The sequence below is a fragment of the Photorhabdus machadonis genome (genome assembly GCF_052657765.1).
In genome coordinates this window covers 5,061,567-5,078,799 of record NZ_CP199761.1, presented here as the reverse complement: position 1 = coordinate 5,078,799, position 17,233 = coordinate 5,061,567, and the positions used below count along the sequence as shown (strand labels likewise).

Annotated in this window: 14 protein-coding genes; 3 read left to right on the top strand and 11 right to left on the bottom strand. The window is 41.1% G+C overall.

Annotated elements, in window-relative coordinates; genetic code table 11:
• Window positions 1-89: 89 nt before the first annotated feature.
• The 9 genes from ACUN2T_RS24380 to ACUN2T_RS24340 all read right to left on the bottom strand — a co-directional run bounded on the left by ACUN2T_RS24380 (window position 90) and on the right by ACUN2T_RS24340 (window position 9,243).
• Window positions 90-1,607 (bottom strand): DHA2 family efflux MFS transporter permease subunit, encoded by a 1,518-nt coding sequence (locus tag ACUN2T_RS24380; RefSeq protein WP_445497976.1) that lies wholly within the window; start codon window positions 1,605-1,607, stop codon window positions 90-92.
• Window positions 1,608-1,614: 7 nt separating this feature from the next.
• The gene (emrA, locus tag ACUN2T_RS24375; protein WP_445495475.1) at window positions 1,615-2,802 is read right to left on the bottom strand and encodes a multidrug efflux MFS transporter periplasmic adaptor subunit EmrA; all 1,188 of its coding nucleotides are present in this window, start codon (window positions 2,800-2,802) and stop codon (window positions 1,615-1,617) included.
• 313 nt (window positions 2,803-3,115) lie between these two features.
• A complete protein-coding gene (gene fabG / locus ACUN2T_RS24370; RefSeq protein ID WP_445495474.1) occupies window positions 3,116-3,859 on the bottom strand; it encodes a 3-oxoacyl-ACP reductase FabG in 744 nt (247 codons plus the stop codon).
• 58 nt (window positions 3,860-3,917) lie between these two features.
• Complete coding sequence (locus ACUN2T_RS24365) at window positions 3,918-4,733, bottom strand: MaoC/PaaZ C-terminal domain-containing protein (RefSeq protein ID WP_445495473.1); 816 nt, start codon at window positions 4,731-4,733, stop codon at window positions 3,918-3,920.
• Window positions 4,730-5,995 carry a beta-ketoacyl-[acyl-carrier-protein] synthase family protein gene (locus ACUN2T_RS24360; protein WP_445495472.1) on the bottom strand — a complete coding sequence of 422 codons (1,266 nt, stop codon included), beginning with the start codon at window positions 5,993-5,995 and terminating at the stop codon, window positions 4,730-4,732. The genes ACUN2T_RS24365 and ACUN2T_RS24360 overlap by 4 nt, the downstream gene beginning before the upstream one ends.
• A gap of 154 nt (window positions 5,996-6,149) precedes the next feature.
• Window positions 6,150-6,386, bottom strand: coding sequence for an acyl carrier protein (locus ACUN2T_RS24355; RefSeq protein WP_445495471.1), 237 nt, complete (start codon window positions 6,384-6,386; stop codon window positions 6,150-6,152).
• 118 nt (window positions 6,387-6,504) lie between these two features.
• On the bottom strand, window positions 6,505-7,695 hold the full coding sequence (locus ACUN2T_RS24350) for a cysteine desulfurase family protein (protein WP_445495470.1): 1,191 nt from the start codon (window positions 7,693-7,695) through the stop codon (window positions 6,505-6,507).
• The gene (locus ACUN2T_RS24345; protein ID WP_445495469.1) at window positions 7,692-8,048 is read right to left on the bottom strand and encodes an iron-sulfur cluster assembly scaffold protein; all 357 of its coding nucleotides are present in this window, start codon (window positions 8,046-8,048) and stop codon (window positions 7,692-7,694) included. The genes ACUN2T_RS24350 and ACUN2T_RS24345 overlap by 4 nt, the downstream gene beginning before the upstream one ends.
• A 16-nt stretch (window positions 8,049-8,064) precedes the next feature.
• Window positions 8,065-9,243, bottom strand: a complete 1,179-nt coding sequence (locus ACUN2T_RS24340) for a LuxE/PaaK family acyltransferase (RefSeq protein WP_445495468.1) — start codon at window positions 9,241-9,243, stop codon at window positions 8,065-8,067.
• Between the two features lie 392 nt (window positions 9,244-9,635).
• On the opposite strand from ACUN2T_RS24340, the gene ACUN2T_RS24335 reads away from it, so the two are divergent.
• A complete protein-coding gene (locus ACUN2T_RS24335) occupies window positions 9,636-10,721 on the top strand; it encodes a flavin-containing monooxygenase (protein WP_445495467.1) in 1,086 nt (361 codons plus the stop codon).
• Window positions 10,722-10,954: 233 nt separating this feature from the next.
• Here the strand turns inward: ACUN2T_RS24335 and ACUN2T_RS24330 are convergent, their stop codons facing one another.
• On the bottom strand, window positions 10,955-11,794 hold the full coding sequence (locus tag ACUN2T_RS24330) for a helix-turn-helix domain-containing protein (RefSeq protein WP_445495466.1): 840 nt from the start codon (window positions 11,792-11,794) through the stop codon (window positions 10,955-10,957).
• 586 nt (window positions 11,795-12,380) lie between these two features.
• Window positions 12,381-13,262 (bottom strand): HTH-type transcriptional activator IlvY, encoded by an 882-nt coding sequence (ilvY, locus tag ACUN2T_RS24325; RefSeq protein WP_445495465.1) that lies wholly within the window; start codon window positions 13,260-13,262, stop codon window positions 12,381-12,383.
• Window positions 13,263-13,454: 192 nt separating this feature from the next.
• On the opposite strand from ilvY, the gene ilvC reads away from it, so the two are divergent.
• Together ilvC and rep are read left to right on the top strand one after the other, a co-directional pair.
• Window positions 13,455-14,933, top strand: a complete 1,479-nt coding sequence (ilvC, locus tag ACUN2T_RS24320; RefSeq protein WP_445495464.1) for a ketol-acid reductoisomerase — start codon at window positions 13,455-13,457, stop codon at window positions 14,931-14,933.
• Window positions 14,934-15,152: 219 nt separating this feature from the next.
• Entirely contained in the window at window positions 15,153-17,180 is a 2,028-nt protein-coding gene (gene rep / locus ACUN2T_RS24315; protein ID WP_445495463.1) for a DNA helicase Rep, read from the top strand.
• Window positions 17,181-17,233 lie beyond the last annotated feature (53 nt).

Here is a 17,233-nt window from a genome sequence, read left to right as displayed (position 1 = left end):
CTCTGAGGTTTCACTGGAAATAGCCTTGGGTTCTTTGACTATTGTTATTAGTGCCGATGGGGTAGTCATCCAGTTTATTTATTATCATGTTATTTTTTTGCTCCAACTGTGGGTTTTGCCAGCCAGATAAAGAGCAGCAAAATAAGAAAAATAAAACCAAATAGCCAATAAATCTCGTTGGCGGCGATAATTAATCCCTGGTTAGTGACTTCACGGGCCAGAGAGCTACTGGCTTGAGCTTGTGACATCCCTAATAGTTCCATTTTCTGATAGGCTTGTTGGGCAATAGGGTTATGGGCGGTTATCGATTCAGTTAACTGAACGTGGTGGACAGCTTCACGGCGGGACCACATGGTCGTCGTAATTGAGGTACCCACGGATGTTGCCAGAGTACGTAAGAAGTTGAACAGACTACCCGCAGAGGCGATTTTATCCGGTTCAACGTCGGATAATATAATGGCTGTTAGTGGCATAATTAAACAGGCAATAGCAAAACCCTGAATAAACTGAGGCCAGGCCGCAGTGGCAAAGTCCATTGATAGCTCAAAGGTATAAGCTCGCCAAAAGAAGCACAAGGCAAAAACGATAAAGCTGAACATAACCAAATAACGCATATCGATTTTTGAACCAAAGCGGCCAATGAGTGGAGCAAGTATTATGGGAACCATCCCTAATGGGGCCATAACCAACCCTGCCCAAGTGGCAGTATAACCAAAGACCATTTGTAATAACTGAGGTTGCAGAACGAGAGTGCCGATGTGGAGTAAAAAGGCCAAGCTGATACATAAAGTACCAATAGTAAAATTGCGTGATTTAAAGAGTGATAAATCAATGATCGGATCATCGTCGGTCAGTTCCCAGATGATCAGGAAAGTTACGGCAATAACCGCAATAATCGCTAATGTAATAATCTCTGTTGAGTTGAACCAGTCAAGTTCCTTTCCTCGATCAAGCAATAACTGAAAACAACCGACGCCGGTAACTAATAAAATAATCCCTACAGCATCAATTGGCCTGACCTTTGTTTCAGTTTCCCGATCTTTTAACAGCCCCCAAGTGATAGCAATGACGGCAAAGCCTATTGGGACGTTGATTAGAAATATCCATCCCCAATGATAGCTGTCACTGATCCACCCGCCGAGTATTGGACCACAAACCGGGGCGACAACGATAGTCATTGACCATAACGCCAGTGCCATATTGCGTTTTAACGGAGGATAGTTGTTTAGTAACAAACTTTGCGAAAGAGGCATGATTGGTCCGGCTGAGATGCCTTGCAGAATGCGGGAAATGATCAACATTTCCAGGCTATTGGAGATACCACACAGCCAAGAGGTTATTACAAACAATAGCATGGATATTAAGAAAACCCGAACTTCCCCAAATCGTTTAGCTAACCAGCCTGTTAATGGGATAGAAATCGCGTTAGCAACAGCAAATGAAGTAATTACCCAAGTACCTTGCGATACTGATGAACCCAGGTCTCCAGCAATTGTTGATATTGCAACGTTAGCAATGGTCAGATCCAATATTTGTAAAAAAGCGGCTAATGCTAAAGCCAGGGTTAGCCAGCCAAGTTTGGCTCCTGATAATGGCTCTTTTAGCATGTTAACCTCACTCATCTTTACTGTTGTTAGCGTGAATGATTTCGTTAATTAGCCGATCAATTTCTCCGGTGTTGTAAGATAGGGCGTTGGTTTCATAAACAATGCCTTTACGGGGAGTATCGGAAAGGACCAAACCATCTTGATTTCTGGTATCGACAGTGGCGTGCATGGATAAACCAATTCGTAAAGGATGATCAATAAGTTGTTGTGCTTCCAGTTCAACACGGACAGGCAAACGTTGAACCACTTTGATCCAGTTACCGGTGGCATTTTGTGCCGGTAGTAAAGAAAATGCACTGCCGGTTCCCATATCAAGACCAACGATTCGGCCTTGATAAATGACATCATTGCCATAGAAATCGCTAATCAGAGTTACTGGTTGACCAATACGCACATTGGCGAGTTGAACCTCTTTGAAGTTAGCTTCGACCCAGAGTTGATCTGCCGGTACGATAACCATCAGCGGGGCACCGCTTTTTATTTGTGAGCCGACTTGAACACTGCGGCGTGAAACGTAACCTGTCACCGGTGCGACAATCTGAGTGCGCTGTAAGGTTAACCATGCATCTCGGAGCTGGGAAGCGGCGAGTTTAATGGCTGGTTGTTGTTCCAATGGGGTGTCTATAACTAACGCTTTGTTGGCATGATATTGTTGTTGGGCGACATTCAGCTCAGACTTTGCCATTTGAACACTATTACGGGAATGAATCAGATTTTCTTTGGCAATAGCGCCGGTGAGCCCCAGATGTTCACGTCGTTTTAAATCATCCTGAGCCTGCTGTAATGCCGTCTGTTTTAGTTCAATATTCGCCAGCAGTTTTTCATTATCGATGATGGTTTGGTGAGTTTGTCTGACACTATTAGCCAATATATTTTTCGCCCGTTCAAAAGCATGTTCTGCATCAACAGAGTCTAAACGTAGCAGAATGTCTCCTTGCTGAACGAAATCTGTATTATCGGCATGGATAGACGTTACGCTACCGGTGATTTGGGCCATCACTTGCACCTGATTACCGACAACGTAGGCATCATCAGTAGCTTGATGATAGCGTAATGCAACAAACCAGTAGTAAAAGTAACCTAATCCGGCAAAAACAAATAAGAGAGTTGCGAGGATCAATGCTAGCTTGCGCTTTGATTTTTTCTCATTAAGCGGAGGTGATTGTACTGGAACTGATTCTATTTCTTCGGCCATGTTCCTCTCCCATAACTGTGATCAAAAATAAATTAGACTATTAATATGTTTATATTTGATTAAACACCTTGGAGTTGACTACAAGGTCAAGATCTTCTCGTCTTGATAAGATGAAAATGGGTAATATTTAGCACTTAATGCCACAAGTATTATGAGTATTAAAATTATTTATTATCGTTATTAACATTTATCAGAGAGACTGGATTGGCTATCTGGCAATGATTAACGGCATTTTTTAGGTACCCAGATATTTATCTGGGTACAAATAACCACAGGATATGAATACGAACCCATTGATATTCCGCTTAACTGGTTAGGCTGTCATTCCGCCATCAATAACGAATGTTTGCCCGGTAATGTAGCGCCCTCCAGGGCTGAGGAGGAAATTGATGGTCATAGCAATATCTTCCACTGAACCCAAGCGACCCAATGGGATGTTAGATAGCAGTTTTTTCCTATGTGATGCAGGAATATGATTCAGCATTTCAGTATCAATCAAGCCTGGTGCAACGGTATTGACCCGAACATTAAATCGGCCAACTTCAACAGCTAATGATCGGGTAATGCCGATCATGGCGGCTTTGGTGGCTGCGTAGTTAACTTGCCCTGAGTTAGCTTTAAATGCAGTGACCGAGCTCATGTGGATGATGCAGCCTTCTCCAGCCATCATCATTTCAGTGAGAAACGCGTGATTGACTAAATAAACAGAAGAAAGATTGGTGGAAATCACGTTGTGCCACTCTTCTTCTTTCATGTTTATCAGCAACGCATCTTGTGTAATTCCGGCGTTATTGATGATTGCATAGGGAGAGCCATACCGTGAGATAAGTTCTGCCGACAGGGTTGAGACTTCTTGCGCGTTTGAGACATCACATTGATGGCTTTCACAACTGTGGCCTTGCTGCTTAATTTTCTGACAAAGTGTTTGCGCTTCGTCTGTACTTGATTTGTAGGTAAAAACCACATGGTAGTTTTGCGCAGCCAGCATTTTTACTATGCCTTTGCCAATGCCACGTGATCCTCCTGAAACAAAAACCCAAGGTGCGTTGATATTCATTAAGTTATTCCTCTAAATTTTTATGCCATCTGTTTGTCAGTACAGAATTCATCAAACCTTAGTTGGCAACCTGCTTTCTTTTTGTTGTTCCCATCAGACTCATTTCAACAACTAAAGAGATTTCTCCATTCAGCCAGATCGGGATTTCCAACGTACCGTATAACGAACCATCAACGTCGAATGTATCCTTAGGCAGGATCGTATATTCGATGCTTGGCATTTCATCCGGGATTTGGCGATTGAGCAGGGTTGGAGAAAAACTCACTGTATGCATAACATGCAATACGATAAGGTCTTTGAGGCATATTTCATCATGTCCCTGCTTGCCGAAATAGGTTTTAAATTCCGTTGCTAGTGCCGTTTTTGCACTTTGCTGCATGAAAAGATAAAAAATCAGGGCATCAAGAAAAATCCAGAACTCATTGACTTCGGGGAAGGTGCTTTTGAATTCAATAGATTTTTTTATTGTCTCTTGTATCGGAACTTGACACTGTGGTTTTTCAGGAAAGCCGGTTTTTTTCGAAAAATCGAAACGACTATAATGACCAACCAATGGTTTCAAGTTTGTTGTTTCATCTTGCAGATTAAAGGTCGTTTTCCCATTCAAGTCAGTATGCTTAGTTTTGACACAATAGCAGGCATTCAGAGGCACTGGATTTCGCAAATTAACGTGCCACTGTCTGCCCATTCCCTCGTTTGGTTGTGACAGGTAATCGTATCCGCTTTTGAGCGGGATCATTGCCAGCATACCGTGTACGGCAATACCGCCTAATCCGACTTCTTTTGCGATTCTTTCATCAAAATGGATGGGGTTATAATCTCCAGAGAATTTAGCCCATTGACTGAGATCTTTTTTACTGAATTGAACGTTCATCTATCGGCTTTCCTGAAAATAAGTGCACAGTTTGTGCCACCGAATCCATAGTTAACATTTAAAGTCGTATCAATAACGTGGTTAGTTCGGTGGCGGTTGGGGACGTAATCCAGATCGCAGAGTGGATCAGGATTATTCAAGTGCATAGTTGCGGGAATAGTTGCGGTTTCCATTGCTTTCATACAGAAAATGGACTCAATTGCGCCTGCCCCGGCAATAAGATGGCCTGTGTAGGATTTTGTACTGGAAGTCGGAATACGGTAGGCGTGTTCTCCCAGGCTCAGTTTTAAAACATCGGTTTCGTTAATGTCATTTAACGGGGTTGATGTGCCGTGGGCATTGATATAGTGAATATCTGACGCGGAGAGTTTGGCCTGTTCCAGTGCCGCTTGAATTGCCATAACCCGCCCTTGGCAATCTGGTGCTGGTGCTGTCATATCTGATGCGTCAGAGTAATTTCCATAACCGACGACTTCCGCCAGTATTTTGGCTCCTCTGGCAACAGCACTGTCATAATCTTCAAGACATAATATTGCTGCGCCTTCTGACATCACAAAGCCACTGCGATCTTTGCTGAACGGACAGCAAGCTTTTTCGACAGATTCCTGTTCTTTGCTCAGTGCGCCAAGAATATCAATGCTCCAGACGATGAATGGATCTCTGATACTTTCACCGCCCCCAGCCAGCATCATTTTAGTGCGTCCGCTACGGATAAGTTCAAAAGCATCACCTATTGCCATACTGCCTGTTGCACAAGCTGCCACCGGGGTATTCTGATATCCCCGTAGATTCCAGTTCATTGAAATCGCCGCCGTACCTACGCTGTGCATAGACATAATATTTGTCATGGGTGAGGCAATACCTTGGTCAGCGTAGGAATTGCTGTTTTCGACGGTTGCGTCTTCTCCTCCCCAGCCAGTACCAAAAATGACACCGCGTTCAAAAGAGGAATAGCTGTCATCAAGAGCGGCTTTATCGTGACCAAATGCCATTTTGATTGCTTCATCCGCAGCAATCAGCCCAAGTTTGCTAAATCTGGGAAGGTTTTTTAGCAGCTTTTTGGAAAACCGTGATACATCAGGAGAAAATGGTATGTTGCCGAAGAATTTTGCTACGACAGAAGCATCTGGGTGAACTTCCTTTTTGTAGCCTACACGATAGTTTAGGATTGCATCCCAAATTTCTTGGGTATTTTGCCCAAGAGAACAGATAGAACCATAGCCTGTAATAGCAACGCGGTGGTAGCCAGTTTGAAAATTCATGAAATATCATCTCCAAAGGTCAGTTCCTGGTGACATGCTTTATTTTTTAATATAACCAAATAATGGGGTTGGTAGATAAAAGCATCACAAAAATGAATGTTAGCTGTGTTGTGATATGCCATAGACAGCTAACATCCAAATGCATTAATAGTGATTATTTTGTTAATTCACGGACATAATTGACAAAATCAGCGATTGTCGTTGTTTCATTTCGCTGGAACTTATCGAAATTTAGCTGAATACCCATTTCTCTTTTTAAAGCAACCTGAATAGAGACAAAATCCAGACTGACCAGGTGAATATCATCAAGCAGGGTGTCAAGCGTAATATCGTCTGGTTCGATATCAGTTAATTCAGTAATTTGAGATTGCAGTAATTCGAATAGTTTCATATTAATATCCCCTTAAAATCTAAAAAATGTTGGCGGAGCTTAAATGCAGTAATATCGGTATTCATGATTAATAAATAAGTTATTTCTGCTACACCATCTTTTAAATACAATTTTGCTGTTATTCCTGAGTGTTTAACGGTTTCCCCGAAATTTTCAGCAAGTTATAAGTTTCTTGTTTGATCGCGCTAGCCAGCATTTCAATATCATTTTGGCTTGTGGTATACCCAAAGCTGATACGTACTGCGCTATCGATACGATCATTAGGTAGCCCCATTGCCGTTAGAACATGAGAACGTTGTGTAGATTTGTTATTGCTACAGGCTGATCCTAAAGATAAAGAGATTCCGTGACATAAATCCAGTCTGCTGGCTAATGATTCAGCACGGACCCCAGGGAAACTTAAATTCAGTGTCCAGGGGGCCTGAAATGCTAGATTTATATTGCCGTTAATCAAGTAGTTAACCTGGTGCTGTTCCAGCCGAGATAGCAAGATTTCTCTGAGCGTTTTGCAGGTATTGAAATGTTCTTGCAATCCATTCAGCGATTCTTTAGCTGCCGCCGCCAGTCCTGCAAGGCCCAGAGTGTTTTCAGTGCCGCTGCGTATTCCTTGTTCTTGGCCGCCACCGTGCAGCAAGGGGTTTAATTGAATACCTGGCGCATGATAGAGCCCACCAATACCTTTAGGACCATTAAACTTATGGCCGGAGAAAGAGACAGTCGTTATGCCAGAAAGTGTGTCACAGCTAAAAGGAAGTTTACCAATAGTCTGTACTGCATCTATGTGTAAATAGATACCAACCTCTTTTGCTAAAGAGGCGACAGCCTCATAGGGTTGTATCACTCCGGTTTCGTTGTTAATCGCCATCAATGTGATCAGGCGGGTTTGTGGCCGCAGGTTTTCCCGGATGCTTTGTACACTTATCCGCCCCTGATAATCAGGATCGATCAGCGTCAGTTGAAGTCCGCGTTGCTGATACCAGAGTAACGGCACCAGGACAGACGGATGCTCAATGGAAGAGCTAATAACATGATGTGCAGACAGATCCGAACCGGGAAGCGTGGCTAACAGGCTGGATACTGCTTGGTTATTACTTTCGGTTCCTCCTGATGTAAACAGGATTTGTTCTGGTATCGTGCCCATTAATGACGCCATAGAGCTTCTGGCGTCAGCGAGCAAGTTTTTAGCCATGTTGCTTAAACTGTAGTGGCTGGAAGGATTAGCAAAAACAGACAAAGCATCTTTAATCGCCAACTGGGCTTTAACACTTAGCGGTGTCGTGGCGTTGTAGTCGAAGTATAGGTTTGTCATATTTTTCCCTTTAGCTGCTCAAATAGCTTATGCAACATATCAAGGCAGTGTTGTTGGGCGGGTTCTAACTCGCCTAATAACGCATCAATACTCTCAGATGATAATGCGTTCAATTCTTCGAGAGTCTTACCTTTAGCGTGGCGACAAAACTGGTTTGACATTGCCAGGGATGCTGTGCATCCCCATGCGCGGAAACAGGCATTATTTACCCGCCCTTGACTATCTAGTGTCAGGTCGATATCAACCTTGTCACCACAGACAGGATTGCCTAATGCCAGTTTAATTGCGGGGCTGGATAACGTCCCCTGGCAGTCAGGATTGCAAAAGTTGTCAATAATGATGTTGTTAAACATAATTCCACCTTGCTATTTATACCGCGGGTGTAGCTGGGGCCGTTTCATCATCTGACATTTTTCTCTCAAGGTTGACGGCACAACAACCAAACTCTTTAGCGGCAGCAGTACGCATAACAAACTGAATCCGCTGAGAATTACGCCAGGATTTGTTAGGATCGGTACGCAGGTAGACCAAATCTTCTGTCAGTAACATACCTGGGGTGGAAACAGAAAGTGGATCCAGGATCACCAATTGCCCTGTTTCACCATCAGGTAGTTCGCGTGATAAATCATTAGGATCACGGACGGAGAAATGAATATAAGGAGGAACATGCTTATGGTTATATTCATCTTCTATGGCGAGAACGTTTGCTTCAACCAGACCATACATGTCACGTGTTCGGGATACTGGAATTCCCATCCATTCTTCGATATCTGCATTTAATTCGCTGCGGGAGATCATATCCCCGGTAAAACGTTTCCAGCCTCCCATCGTAATCACCATACTATCGCGATCTAAAGTGAGTTTGGTGTTATTCTCTTTTAAGAAAGTAATAAAACGATGGATCATGAATGGAGGGCCAATTAAATGCCGGGTGAATTTGCCTTTCCACTGGATTAATTGATTCAGTGCGTCTTCTGGGGAAAACCGATCCTGGTTAATCATATAGCGTCGGGTATCTAATAAACCTGTCAGGAAATTAAAGATCTTGACCAGCGCCATTTCTGGAATATCTTCTGTTGAAGGGCATAAGCATAGGCCTGCGCCACCAGATAACTTGAACATGCTGCGGTAATTAGAATAAACAGCCAGTACTGTGTGATCCATCGTATCGTGGCAACGACGATAAACGCTGGGAATTCCGCTCGTACCGGTTGAACGCATTTCATGTTCGATTTCAGAGAGTGGTTTGCTTAATAAACGATGACTTTCGGCTGATTTATAAGTTGCAACAGGTATCAGTGGAATGCGAACTAAATCATTATAACTCTGGATATTTTCTGGTTTAATACCTTGTTTCTCACAGCTATCTCTATAGTAGGGGTTATTGTGATAATGAAAATGAAACGCATCCTTAAGCAGACAGGTTTTTAACTCTTGTTGCTCTTCTTTGGATAGCTTATAGAGAAAGTCGACATCGGCCATCAACCATTTCAGCGGATTGCCTCCACGGGATTTTATACCATCATATATATTTTTGATATTTTCCATTTTTTCATCTCCGGTAGGGTAAAGAGTAGATAAATTCATCTTTGTTTATTATAAGTTATAGCAATAAAGCATAAGTTACGTAGGAAAAAAGGATAATGATTAATAATTCCATTTTATTGAATAAATTGGCTATATTATTGTTCTGATTATTATATGGATTTGTCAATATTGTTAAAATTATGATAAAAACAGCTGGTTTATTCAAAATTCTTACTTTAATACGAATATGACCAGTTAATTCAAGTGATTTTTTTAATTGTGTTTTATATTTTTGTGAAGTCCGTTGTTTTTTGATCTATTGAATGTTTTTTTATAAATTTTTTCATTGTCCTAAGATTGAGATAGTGATAAAAATAAAATATAGATAAATGTCGAATTAAAAACGAGTACGCATGATGAAAATGGATTGCTTAATTGTGGGTGCCGGTCAAGCCGGATTAAGTTTAGCTGCTATTCTTTCGGCTAAGAATATTAATGTCTGCATATTAGAGCGAGAGGCACGTATTGGTGATGTGTGGCGCAGGCGCCCTGATAATATGCTGTTATTTACTTCACGTGGTATGACTCAGCTTCATGGCCTGCCGTTTCCTGGAATTGAAGATGGTTATCCGGATAAGAATGAAGTTGCTGATTACCTTGAGCGTTATGCTTCACACCATAACCTGACGATACATACTCAAACTGAAGTGGTTGAAGTGAAGCATGATAAAAGTGGCTATAGCGTTAAAACAAAAGACGGGAAAATATTTAATGCACCTTGTCTGGTTAATGCAACAGGTGCTAATCAATTAGCTGATATTCCGGTACTTTCTGCGCAACTGTCTACTGATATACACCAAATTGGGGCGGATCAATATCAGGAACCTAAACAAATTAAAGCAGGCAGCAGAGTCGCTATTGTTGGTGATGGTGCCAGTGGTCGCCAGATTGCCAAAGATTTAGCGACGACTGTGAAGGTGACATTATTTTGTGGTTCTTCTCGTCCTCTCTTACCTAATAGAATAATGGGCAAAGATATCTTTTGGTGGCTAAGTAAAAGTGGTCTGTTGTTTGCCAATTATTACAGTCTGGTAGGGAAAGTCATGCGGCGGCGTAATCCCATTCCTTGTGGAGAGCTGAAAAATCACCGGTTAGCCGCTTTTGGTATAAAAATAGCGAATAGATTAGTTGATATAAAAGATAATAAGTTATGTGATTTGTCTGGCAATCAATATGAGGTTGATACTGTTATCTGGTGTTTGGGGTATAAAGATAATACGGTGTGGTTAACTCTGCCCGGTGCTACGGATGCCAACGGATTCGTTTGTAAAAATGGGCATGAAGAAGGTGGGAAAACACCTTATCCTGGGTTATTTATCGTCGGGCGGAAATGGTTGAGTAGCCGTGGCTCTGAACTTATGTTAGGTGCTTATAAAGACACAAGCCGAGTAGCTAAATGGGTAGAAAATTATCTAAAAGAGCATGTATCATTAAAATGAATAATTAATACAGGATAGTGATATTTCACTCTGTATGTTTTATTTGTTGTGACTTCATGAATTATTGGATGGTATTGCTATGGTGCTATCCTGAATTCTGTATCATTACTAAAATTGCATAATATTAGGAATAGAATGATACAGAATCGCTAACATATTGGCTTTGATAATGAATTATAAATAGAATTTATTTATCTTAGATAATTTTTTAAAAAATACTATTTATTCGTGATTTAGATATTTTGTTTTGGAAAATTTAAACCTGCTAACGCTGATGAAAAATTAGATTGTTTTTGTTGTGATTGTTGCGTTCTGTTCATACTGGCATTTTTTAATTCAGAGGGCCTTAACCCATATAACATCATACAGGTACGACTGAAATGTGCACTGTCGGAAAATCCGCTATTACAAGCTAATAAAGTCAGTGAGTCAGATAAATGTATCTCATTAATGGCATGATGTAGGCGCTTCCATAGTAGATAACTACGGAAATTAGTTCCCATTTTTTCTCGAAATAGATGTAAGAACCGACTTTCGGATAAATAGAGTTGATCTGATATTTCACGAGACGATATACATTTAACGGGTAATTCAGTAATAAGGGAGGCTGCTTTCATGATCCGTTTATCCTGATAACAGTGACAGTCTTCTATTTCACCTAATAGGTTGTTTAGGATAAAAATATCTGGAGCGGTTTCTGATTGTAAACAATTAATAAAATAATTTGCTATCAAATCGGATGATTCTTGACTTAAATATATTATATCTGAACCCATCATCTGATGTGATAATAGATGGCATAGAGGATTAGCTGGATCTATCAGTAAATTAAAACAGAGTTGTCCTTCTGAGTGTAATTTATGTTTAATATTAGAAGAAATAATGAATCCATGCGCTTGTTTCGATTCATTTTCAGTGTCAATTCTCATCAGTGAATTATGTGGTGATACACTTAATTGTATACAAGGATGGTGATGCCACTCTGTTTTCATATTATAAGAGAAAACGAGATCTTGTAGATGGAATTTATAGAATTTAATAAAATATGGCGCCTTGTCTATTTTATGTAACATAATATTGTCCTTTATTAAATCATTTTGTGTTTTTTAATTAATTGTTTTATATAATTATGATAAATTAATGATATTATTTTCAATTAAATTAAATCTTAAGTGATTATTATTGGTAACTATATCGTAGAAATATTATTAACTGCTTTCTATGAAATTTAAAATACCTCCTGTAATACTCAGTAAGAAATTATTTCATTATTATAAGATGTTGATATGACATGGAAAAAGAATCTTTTTCCACTTTGTTCTTAGCCGGTGGAATATTTAATGTTGTTGTTTTTATTAGCTAATTTTAAAAATTCCTGCATTTATCAGAGTTAAATGGCTGTTATTCAATTGATATAATTAAAAGTATTTTTTTAGTAACCTAATTAATGACCAAAAATTCAATGAGGAATTAATCTTTTCATATAATTATTATTGATTACTTATAACTTATAGTAAACATATTATCATGAAAACAATATGGTTATTTTTTTGTGTTCTTTGTGAATTATGTCACATGAATCATAAGTATATTGACATAATGCTAAAAGTGGGTGATATCAGACTTGTAATGAACAAAAACACCTGCTAATGCGGTTTCTTATAACAACTCCCAAAACGCTTTGATCAAGGGTTCATTCAGTCGTTTTCTCTGTACACATATACCCAATTCGAACGGCTTCACCAGAGAAATATTGTCCAGTAACGATATGCGATTGCGTACTGGTTCGGGGCTGTTCTCTACAACTACATTGGGAATTAATGCAACGCCACAACCCAATGCAACCATAGAAACAATGGCTTCGTGACCGGACACTGTAGCGTAAATCAATGGGTTGTTAATTTTATGGTGGCGAAACCAGAACTCAATGCGCTTACGTGAAGGGCCGTGCTCCGGCAGAATAAAGGGAATGTTATTCCAGTCGGGGTGCTCTTGTGTAGCGAGTGCCCGTACAGTACAGGGAAGGGAAGGCGCGATCAGTACCAACGGTACTTCACCGATTTTGGTGAAACTAACATTATCTGGCAATTTTTCTGGCTTACCGGCGATACCTAAATCGGCATCATTAGACTGTATCTTATTGACTGCATCTGCGGCATCACCGGTAGTGAGTTTGATTTCAACTAGAGGATGTTCTGCACGGAAACGATCAAGGATCTGTGGTAAATGACTGTAAGCCGCAGTTACTGAACAAAACAGGCGTAATTCACCACTTAGAGAGGGATTTTGCTGATTTAATGAGTGCTGTAGCTGCTGATATTGTAATAGTGTCTGTTGGGAGAACTGTTTAAATTGCTCGCCGGCAAACGTCAGCTTTACGGTGCGATTATCCCGTAAGAGTAATGAATGCCCCAATATATCTTCAATACGCTGGACTTGGCGGGATAGGGTGGATGGACTGACGTGCATTGCTTTTGCTGTGCGGCCAAAATGACAGCTTTCAGCCAGATGCAGAAACAGTTTGAGATCACGTATATCCATAGTCTATTCACCTTATTTCTGCCTAATAATCAGTGTTGCATAAAATGCAATGTAGTATTGTTAATATATCAATTTAAGCAATGCCTTTCATGTCATATATTGAAAATATGCAACCACCCTAACAGGGTGGGGAAATCTAAAAAATAGTCGCAGCACTTGATTGCTGAACACAACATGATAACGGAGTCACTAATGGCTAATTATTTTAATACGCTGAACTTGCGTCAGCAGTTGGCACAGTTAGGTAAATGTCGTTTTATGGCGCGGGAAGAGTTTGTTGATGAGGCAGGATATTTAAAAGGTAAAAAAGTGGTCATCGTCGGTTGCGGTGCACAAGGGCTGAATCAGGGCCTGAACATGCGTGACTCCGGTTTGGATATCGCTTATGCCTTGCGTAAAGAAGCGATCGAAGAAAAACGAGCTTCATGGCGTAAAGCAACCGAAAATGGTTTTCAGGTTGGTACTTATGAAGAGTTGATCCCGCAGGCTGATTTTGTCATCAACCTGACGCCAGATAAACAGCACTCTTATGTTGTTCACGCAGTGCAACCCTTGATGAAAGAAGGTGCTGCGCTGGGTTACTCTCACGGTTTCAATATCGTTGAAGTTGGTGAGCAAATCCGTAAAGACATCACTGTTGTGATGGCAGCGCCTAAGTGCCCTGGTACTGAAGTACGTGAAGAATACAAACGTGGTTTTGGTGTCCCTACTTTGATCGCGGTTCACCCAGAAAACGATCCTAAAGGTGAAGGTATGGCGATTGCTAAGGCGTGGGCAGCGGCAACGGGTGGTCATCGTGCTGGCGTTTTGGAATCTTCTTTCGTTGCTGAAGTGAAATCTGACTTGATGGGTGAACAAACCATTCTGTGCGGTATGCTACAGGCTGGTTCATTGTTGTGTTATGACAAGCTGGTAGCAGATGGCGCTGAATCAGGTTATGCAGGAAAGCTGATCCAGTTTGGTTGGGAAACCATCACGGAAGCACTGAAACAAGGTGGCATTACCTTGATGATGGATCGTTTGTCTAACTCGGCAAAATTGCGTGCATATGTGTTGTCTGAGCAGTTGAAAGAGATCATGACACCACTGTTCCAGAAACATATGGATGATATTATTTCGGGTGAATTCTCTTCCGGTATGATGGCTGACTGGGCTAATGATGATAAGAATCTGTTAGGTTGGCGTGAGGAAACCGGGAACACTCAGTTTGAAAATTCACCGCAATATGATGGCAAAATCAGTGAGCAGGAGTACTTTGATCACGGTGTTTTAATGGTCGCTATGGTGAAAGCCGGGGTTGAACTGGCATTCGAGATTATGGTTGATACCGGTATTATTGCTGAATCTGCCTATTATGAATCTCTGCATGAATTGCCGTTGATTGCGAATACAATCTCTCGTAAGCGTTTGTATGAAATGAATGTGGTTATTTCTGATACCGCCGAATATGGTAACTATTTGTTCTCCCATGTTGCGGTTCCATTGCTGAAGGAGAAGTTTATGGATTCACTACAGGCAGGTGATTTAGGTAAGCCTGTTGCTGATAATGGTATTGATAACGCCCAGTTACGTGATGTTAATGAAGCTATTCGTAACCATCCAATTGAAGTCGTTGGCGGTGTATTACGTGGTTATATGACAGATATGAAGCGTATTTCTGTTGGTGGTTAATATCAGATTGAGTTAAAGATAAAGGGGGAGCAATTTCCCCTTTTAAATTTAATCAGAAATAGTTGCTGAGATGAAGTGTGTACAAGTTCTGAGTAGTAAGTGACTATTATCGACCTGTGGGGGTTCTTCTCCTTATTAAAGAAAACGGCGTTTCCTCTCTCTCTTTCTGCTACAATTCCAGCCCCTGAAGCACTGTCCTGATATAACTCATTAAACATCATGCGATTAAATCCCAGCCAACAACAAGCAGTTGAATGTGTTACCGGTCCTTGTCTGGTTCTGGCGGGGGCCGGTTCTGGCAAAACCAGAGTGATCACGAATAAGATTGCCCATCTTATTCGTATTTGTGGTTATCAGTCTCGTCATATCGCTGCTGTGACTTTTACGAATAAAGCCGCCCGGGAAATGAAAGAGCGTGTAGCGCAAACGCTGGGACGCAAAGAGGCTAAGGGGTTGATGATCTCTACTTTCCATACTCTGGGATTGGAAATCATTAAGCGCGAGTACAAAGCGTTGGGAATGAAAAGCAATTTCTCATTGTTTGATGATCAGGACCAGATGGCTCTGTTGAAAGATTTGACAGCTGATTTACTGGAAGAAGATAAAGATTTGCTACAAAAACTGATCTCTTCTATTTCGAACTGGAAAAATGATCTACTTTCTCCGCCACAAGCTACAGCATTAGCCCGTTCTGCTCAAGAGCATCAGTTTGCTGAATGTTATCGCCGTTATGATTTGCACTTGGCGAGCTGTAATGTATTGGATTTTGACGATCTGATTACCAAACCGACATTGCTGATACAACGTGATGAAGAGGTAAGAGAACGTTGGCAAAATCGTATCCGTTATTTGTTGGTAGATGAATATCAGGATACCAATACCAGTCAATATCAACTGGTTAAATTGCTGGTGGGGCAAAGGGCCCGTTTTACGGTAGTGGGTGATGATGACCAGTCGATCTATTCATGGCGTGGCGCAAGACCACAAAATCTGGTGTTATTGAAAGAGGATTTCCCGAAGCTTAATGTGATCAAACTAGAGCAAAACTATCGTTCTTCTGGTTGTATTCTGAAAGCGGCTAATATTTTGATTGCTAATAATCCTCATGTGTTTGAAAAGCGGCTTTTTTCTGAACTGGGTTATGGTGATCCGCTGAAAGTCATTATGGCTAATAATGAAGAACATGAAGCGGAAAAGGTTGTCGGGGAACTGATTGCACATCACTTTATCAATAAAACCCAATATCAAGACTACGCTATTCTCTATCGGGGAAATCATCAATCCCGGGCGTTTGAAAAAATGCTGATGCAAAACCGAATTCCTTACCGGATTTCTGGTGGTACTTCTTTCTTTGCCCGCCCTGAAATTAAAGATCTGCTGGCTTATTTGCGGGTGTTGACTAATCCTGAGGATGACAGCGCATTCCTGCGGATTGTGAATACGCCAAGACGTGAAATTGGTGCGGCGACAATTCAAAAACTGGGTGAGTGGGCGAATCAGCGTAATAAAAGCCTCTATCAGGCCAGTTTTGATTTTGGTTTGGAACAAAGCCTAACTGGTCGTGGGTTGGCAGCACTACAGCGTTTTACCCACTGGATGGATGAAATAGCCCGTCAGGTTGAGCAGGAACCTTTGCTGGCGGTGCGTGATTTGCTGCGTGGTATGGATTATGAAAGTTGGTTATACGAGACATCACTAAGCCCGAAAGCTGCTGAAATGCGGATGAAAAATATTAATCAGCTATTTACTTGGATGAGTGAAATGCTGGAGGGTGATGAACTGAACGAACCAATGACTTTATCTCAGGTTGTTACGCGTTTCACATTGCGGGATATGCTGGAGCGGGGTGAAGAGGGTGAAGAGTTTGATCAGGTGCAATTGATGACTCTGCATGCCTCTAAAGGATTAGAGTTTCCCTATGTATTTTTGGTCGGAATGGAAGAAGGTCTGTTACCTCATCAGAGCAGTATTGATGAAGAAAATATTGATGAAGAACGACGATTGGCTTATGTGGGAATCACTCGTGCTCAACGGGAGTTATTTTTTACTTTATGTAAAGAGCGTCGCCAATATGGTGAATTAATCCGTCCTGAACCCAGCCGTTTTTTACATGAGTTGCCCCAAGATGACTTACATTGGCCGCAAGATAAAAAAATCATTACTGCTGAAGAGAGAATGCAAAAAGGGCAGTCGCGTATTGCGGATATCAAGTCGCGTTTAGGCCTTGGGCAAAAAAATAAGCAATAAGTATATTAAAGACGCCTTGTATCACAGAGATACAGGGAAAATGATTGAGTTTA

Bases quoted from the DNA above. Each gene is read 5' to 3' on its own strand.
- ACUN2T_RS24380 (WP_445497976.1), bottom strand. From the start codon at position 1,607: ATGCTAAAAGAGCCATTATCAGGAGCCAAACTTGGCTGGCTAACCCTG.
- emrA (WP_445495475.1), bottom strand. From the start codon at position 2,802: ATGGCCGAAGAAATAGAATCAGTTCCAGTACAATCACCTCCGCTTAAT.
- fabG (WP_445495474.1), bottom strand. From the start codon at position 3,859: ATGAATATCAACGCACCTTGGGTTTTTGTTTCAGGAGGATCACGTGGC.
- ACUN2T_RS24365 (WP_445495473.1), bottom strand. From the start codon at position 4,733: ATGAACGTTCAATTCAGTAAAAAAGATCTCAGTCAATGGGCTAAATTC.
- ACUN2T_RS24360 (WP_445495472.1), bottom strand. From the start codon at position 5,995: ATGAATTTTCAAACTGGCTACCACCGCGTTGCTATTACAGGCTATGGT.
- ACUN2T_RS24355 (WP_445495471.1), bottom strand. From the start codon at position 6,386: ATGAAACTATTCGAATTACTGCAATCTCAAATTACTGAATTAACTGAT.
- ACUN2T_RS24350 (WP_445495470.1), bottom strand. From the start codon at position 7,695: ATGACAAACCTATACTTCGACTACAACGCCACGACACCGCTAAGTGTT.
- ACUN2T_RS24345 (WP_445495469.1), bottom strand. From the start codon at position 8,048: ATGTTTAACAACATCATTATTGACAACTTTTGCAATCCTGACTGCCAG.
- ACUN2T_RS24340 (WP_445495468.1), bottom strand. From the start codon at position 9,243: ATGGAAAATATCAAAAATATATATGATGGTATAAAATCCCGTGGAGGC.
- ACUN2T_RS24335 (WP_445495467.1), top strand. From the start codon at position 9,636: ATGATGAAAATGGATTGCTTAATTGTGGGTGCCGGTCAAGCCGGATTA.
- ACUN2T_RS24330 (WP_445495466.1), bottom strand. From the start codon at position 11,794: ATGTTACATAAAATAGACAAGGCGCCATATTTTATTAAATTCTATAAA.
- ilvY (WP_445495465.1), bottom strand. From the start codon at position 13,262: ATGGATATACGTGATCTCAAACTGTTTCTGCATCTGGCTGAAAGCTGT.
- ilvC (WP_445495464.1), top strand. From the start codon at position 13,455: ATGGCTAATTATTTTAATACGCTGAACTTGCGTCAGCAGTTGGCACAG.
- rep (WP_445495463.1), top strand. From the start codon at position 15,153: ATGCGATTAAATCCCAGCCAACAACAAGCAGTTGAATGTGTTACCGGT.